The sequence below is a fragment of the Streptomyces sp. NPDC050560 genome (assembly GCF_044457285.1).
Classification (GTDB): Bacteria; Actinomycetota; Actinomycetes; order Streptomycetales; family Streptomycetaceae; genus Streptomyces.
This window is the reverse complement of record NZ_JBITGT010000033.1, coordinates 1-4,796: the sequence shown is the minus strand read 5'-3', so window position 1 is coordinate 4,796 and position 4,796 is coordinate 1. Positions and strand designations below refer to the sequence as shown.

Here is a 4,796-nt window from a genome sequence, read left to right as displayed (position 1 = left end):
AATTATGCGGCGGCGAATGCGTTTCTTGATGCGTTGGCGGTGGAGCGGCGTGCGCAGGGGCTGCCGGCGCTCTCCCTCGCCTGGGGCCTCTGGGACCAGGAGGGCGGCATGACCGGCGCCCTCAGCGACACCGACCGGGCGCGCCTGGCCCGCACCGGCATACGCCCCCTCGCCGAGGCCGCCGGGATGGCGGCCCTCGACGCCGCACTGAAGATGGACGACGCCCTGCTGGTCGGGGCCGATTTCGACCTGCGCGCCATGGCCGAGCACGACCCCGTACCGCCCCTGATGCGCGGGCTGGTACGGCGCGGGCGCCGGGTGGCACGGGTCGGCACCGTGGAACCGGGCTCCCTCGCGGCGCGGCTGACCGGGCTGCCCCAGCAGGAGCGCGAACGTGAGCTGGTCGCCCTGGTGACGGTGGAGGCCGCGTCGGTGGTGGGACTCGGCGGCCCCGGCGAGATACCGGCGGGACGCTCCTTCCGCGACCTGGGCTTCGACTCCCTGGCCGCGGTGGAGCTGCGCAACCGGCTGTCGGCGGCCACAGGCGTACGGCTCCCGGCCACGCTCGTCTTCGACCACCCCACACCTGAGGCGCTGGCCGCCTTCATCGACGGCGAACTGGCGGGCAGCGCACCGACCGTGACGACTGCGGCGGTCACGTCCGTGTCGGTCGACGAGCCGATCGCGATCGTCGGCATGGCCTGCCGCCTGCCCGGCGGTGTGACCTCCCCGGAAGACCTGTGGGACCTGGTGGCGTCGGGCGGCGACGGCATCGTCGACTTCCCCGACGACCGCGGCTGGGACCTGGACGGCCTCTACGACCCCGACCCCGACCATGCCGGAAAGTCATACGTCCGCCGCGGCGGCTTCCTCTCCGACGCGGCGGACTTCGACGCCGGTTTCTTCGGCATCTCGCCACGTGAGGCCACGGCGATGGACCCCCAGCAACGGCTGCTGCTCGAAGTGTCCTGGGAGGCGCTTGAGCGGGCGGGGATCGATCCGGCGTCGCTGCGCGGGAGCCGTACGGGTGTGTTCTCCGGCGTGATGTACCACGACTACGGCGCCCGGCTGCGCTCCGTACCCGACGACCTCGAAGGGTACGTGGGCCAGGGCTCGGCGGGCAGTGTGGTGTCCGGGCGGGTCTCCTACACCTTTGGCTTCGAGGGCCCCGCGGTCTCGGTCGACACGGCATGCTCCTCGTCCCTGGTGACGCTCCATCTGGCGGCGCAGGCCCTGCGCGCCGGGGAGTGCACGCTCGCCCTCGCCGGGGGCGTGACGGTCATGCCCACACCGGGCCCGTTCGTGGAGTTCTCACGTCAACGGGGCCTCGCGCCCGACGGCCGCTGCAAGTCCTTCTCCTCCTCGGCCGACGGCACCGCCTGGGCGGAGGGCGTGGGCGTGCTGTTGGTGGAGCGGCTGTCGGATGCGCGGCGCAACGGGCATCGGGTGCTTGCGGTGGTGCGGGGCAGTGCGGTCAATCAGGACGGTGCGTCGAATGGGCTCACGGCGCCGAACGGGCCTGCCCAACAGCGGGTAATTCGGCAGGCGTTGGCGAATGGCCGGGTGTCGGCTTCCGAGGTCGATGTGGTGGAGGCGCACGGCACCGGCACCACGCTGGGCGACCCGATCGAGGCACAGGCGGTACTGGCGACGTACGGCCAGGAACGTGCTGCCGAACAACCCCTGCTGCTTGGTTCGTTGAAGTCGAACATCGGTCATGCGCAGGCCGCCGCGGGTGTGGCCGGTGTGATCAAGATGGTGATGGCCATGCGGGCGGGCGTGGTGCCCGCGACCCTGCACGTGGACGAGCCGTCGGAGCACGTGGACTGGACCGATGGCGCGGTTGAACTGGTTACGGAGAGTCGTGCGTGGCCGGAGGCGGTGGGGCGTCCGCGTCGTGCAGCCGTCTCGTCGTTCGGGGTGAGCGGCACTAACGCCCACGTGGTCCTCGAACAGCCCCCGGCCGCGGCCGAACCCCCGGCCGAAACCGCCGAGGACACCGGTGGCGTGCTGCCGGTGGTGCTGTCCGGCCGCAGCCGCGAGGGGCTGACGGGGCAGGCCGAACGGTGGCTGGCGGCCCTCGGCGGCGATGCCGTCCCCGTCTCTGTCGGGGGAGTGGGCGCGGCGGCGCTGTCACGATCCGCCCTCGAACACCGGGCGGTCGTGCTGGCGGCCGACGGCCAGGAACTGAGGGCGGGCCTGAACGCGCTCGCCGGCTCCGGTACGGACATGGCCGGTGGTGGGGCCGCCGTAACGGGGGCGGTTGTGGGTACGGCGGGTCGGCGGGTGTTTGTGTTCCCTGGGCAGGGGGCGCAGTGGGTGGGGATGGCGGTTGAACTTCTTCGGGATTCTCCGGTTTTTGCCGAGGCCATGCGTGAGTGTGATCGGTTGGTTGGGGAGTTGGCTGGTTGGTCGGTGTTGGAGGCGCTTGGGGATGGGGGTTTGTTGGGTCGGGTGGATGTGGTGCAGCCGGTGTTGTTTGCGGTGATGGTGGGGTTGGCGCGGGTGTGGGAGTCGTGGGGTGTGGTGCCGGATGGGGTGGTGGGGCATTCGCAGGGGGAGATTGCGGCGGCGTGTGTGGCGGGTGCGTTGTCGCTGGAGGATGCGGTACGGGTCGTCGTCCTGCGCAGCAAGGTGTTGAGGGGGTTGGCTGGCCGGGGTGAGATGTGGTCGCTTGCGGCCCCGAGGGCGTGGGCCGAACAGGCTCTGGTCGAAGGCGGCTGGTCGGATCGGGTGTCGGTCGCGACGGTGAACGGGCCCGCGGCCGTGGTGGTCGCGGGTGATGGCGGGGCGCTGGCGGAGGTGGCGGCGCGTTGTGAGGCGGACGGCGTGAGGGCGCGCCGCATTCCGGTGGACTACGCGTCGCATTCGTTCCATGTGGAGGAGATCAGGGACGAACTGCTCGAAGTCCTGGGGGAGATCAGTCCCTTGCCCGGTCGCGTCCCCGTGTTCTCGACGGTCGAGGGTGGCTGGGTGGAGTCCGATTCGCTGACGGCCGAGTACTGGTATCGGAATCTGCGTGAGCCGGTGGGCTTCCATGAGGCGATTACTGCGCTGGCGGCGGATGGCTTCGGGACGTTCGTCGAGTGCAGCGCTCATCCTGTTCTCACGGCGGCGGTGGAGGATTCCCTCGCTGAACTCCCCGGGAACGAGAGCACCGTGGTCGTCGGCTCATTGCGGCGTGATGAGGGCGGTCTGCGCCGGATGTTGGCGAGTGCGGCTGAGGCGTGGGTGCGTGGGGTGGAGGTCGACTGGTCGGTGTTCTTCGGGGGGCGGGACTTCGGCCGGGTTGAGTTGCCGACGTATGCCTTTCAGCGCCGTCGGTACTGGTTGGAGGACGCCGACCCCGTGCAGGACGCTTCCGGCCTGGGTTTGGGTTCGGTGGGTCATCCGTTGTTGGGTGTGGTGGTGGGTGCGGTGGAGGGTGGGGGGTTGTCGTTGCATGGGCGGTTGTCGTTGGGGGTGCAGGGGTGGTTGGGGGATCATGCGGTGCGGGGTGTGGTGTTGGTGCCGGGTGTGGCGTTGGTGGAGTTGGTGGTGCGGGCGGGGGATGAGGTGGGGTGCGGGTGTGTGGAGGAGTTGGTGGTTGAGGCGCCGTTGGTGGTGCCGGGGCGTGGTGGGGTGCAGGTGCGGGTGGTGGTGGAGGACGCTGATGGTGAGGGGCGTCGGGGTGTGGGTGTGTACTCGCGTGACGAGGGAGACGAGCAGGGGGCATGGGCCCGTAACGCCACCGGGACGATCACGCCGGTCAACGAGGCCCCGCAACCTGCCGGAACCGACTTCGACTTCGGGGTGTGGCCGCCCGTCGGCGCGGAGCCCGTTGACATCGACGACTTCTACGAGCGCCGCTCCGACGCCGGTTACGGCTACGGACCCGCCTTCCAGGGGCTACGAGCGGTATGGCGGCGAGGCGCCGAGGTCTTCGCCGAGGTAGGTCTTGATGAGGAACGCCGGGCGCAGGCAGGGCAGTTCGGGCTGCACCCGGCACTCTTCGATGCCGCCCTGCACGCCGGGGCGCTGGGCGACGAGGTGCGGCTTCCGTTCGTCTGGAAGGACGTGAGCCTGCATGCGAGCGGCGCGTCGGAGCTGCGGGTACGGCTGACGCATGACGCCGATGACTCGTTGACCCTTGAGGCCGCCGACCCGACCGGCCAGGCCGTGGTCTCCGTGGGGTCCCTGGTGACGCGGCCGCTGGACGTCGCCGAGTACGGAGCCACAGGTGCCGCCCGCGCAGCCGACTCCCTCTTCGAGGTCGAGTGGACCCGGGTCCAGGCTCCCGTCATGGCCGAAGGCGCGCAGGGGGCGTGGGCGCTGCTCGGTGGCGAGGACACGTACGCACTCGGCCTGGACACGTACGCCGACCTGACCGACATGGGCCCCGAGGCGCCCGATGTTCTCGTGGCCCCCATCCAGGAGCCGACCGGTGACGTCGTCGCCGGGGTCCACCAGGCCACGCTGGCCTGCCTGGCGGTGTTGCAGAACTGGCTCGGCGACGAGCGCAACGAGTCCTCGCGGCTGCTGGTGCTCATCGGCGCAGGTCTGGTCGGGCACTCGGTGGCGGGGCTCGTACGGTCGGCGCAGTCCGAGAACCCCGGGCGCATCACACTGGTGGAGGCGGGGGAAGAGCTGTCGCTCGGCGACCTGGCTGCGGCGGTCGCCTCCGGGGAGCCTGAACTGCGGCTGTCACGCGGGGAGATGACGGCTCCCCGTCTTGCGCGGGTGGGTGGGGTTCGGGGTGGGGTCGCGGGTGTGGGTGGTGTGGGGTTGTCGGGTTCGGTGTTGGTGTCGGGTGGGAC

General features: G+C 70.9%; 1 protein-coding gene. It reads left to right on the top strand.

Features of this window, described 5'->3' with window-relative positions; all coding sequences use genetic code 11:
• Positions 1-4,796, top strand: a 4,796-nt coding sequence (locus ACIBIW_RS36700; protein ID WP_399342879.1) for a beta-ketoacyl synthase N-terminal-like domain-containing protein, incomplete at both ends; no start/stop codon positions are given.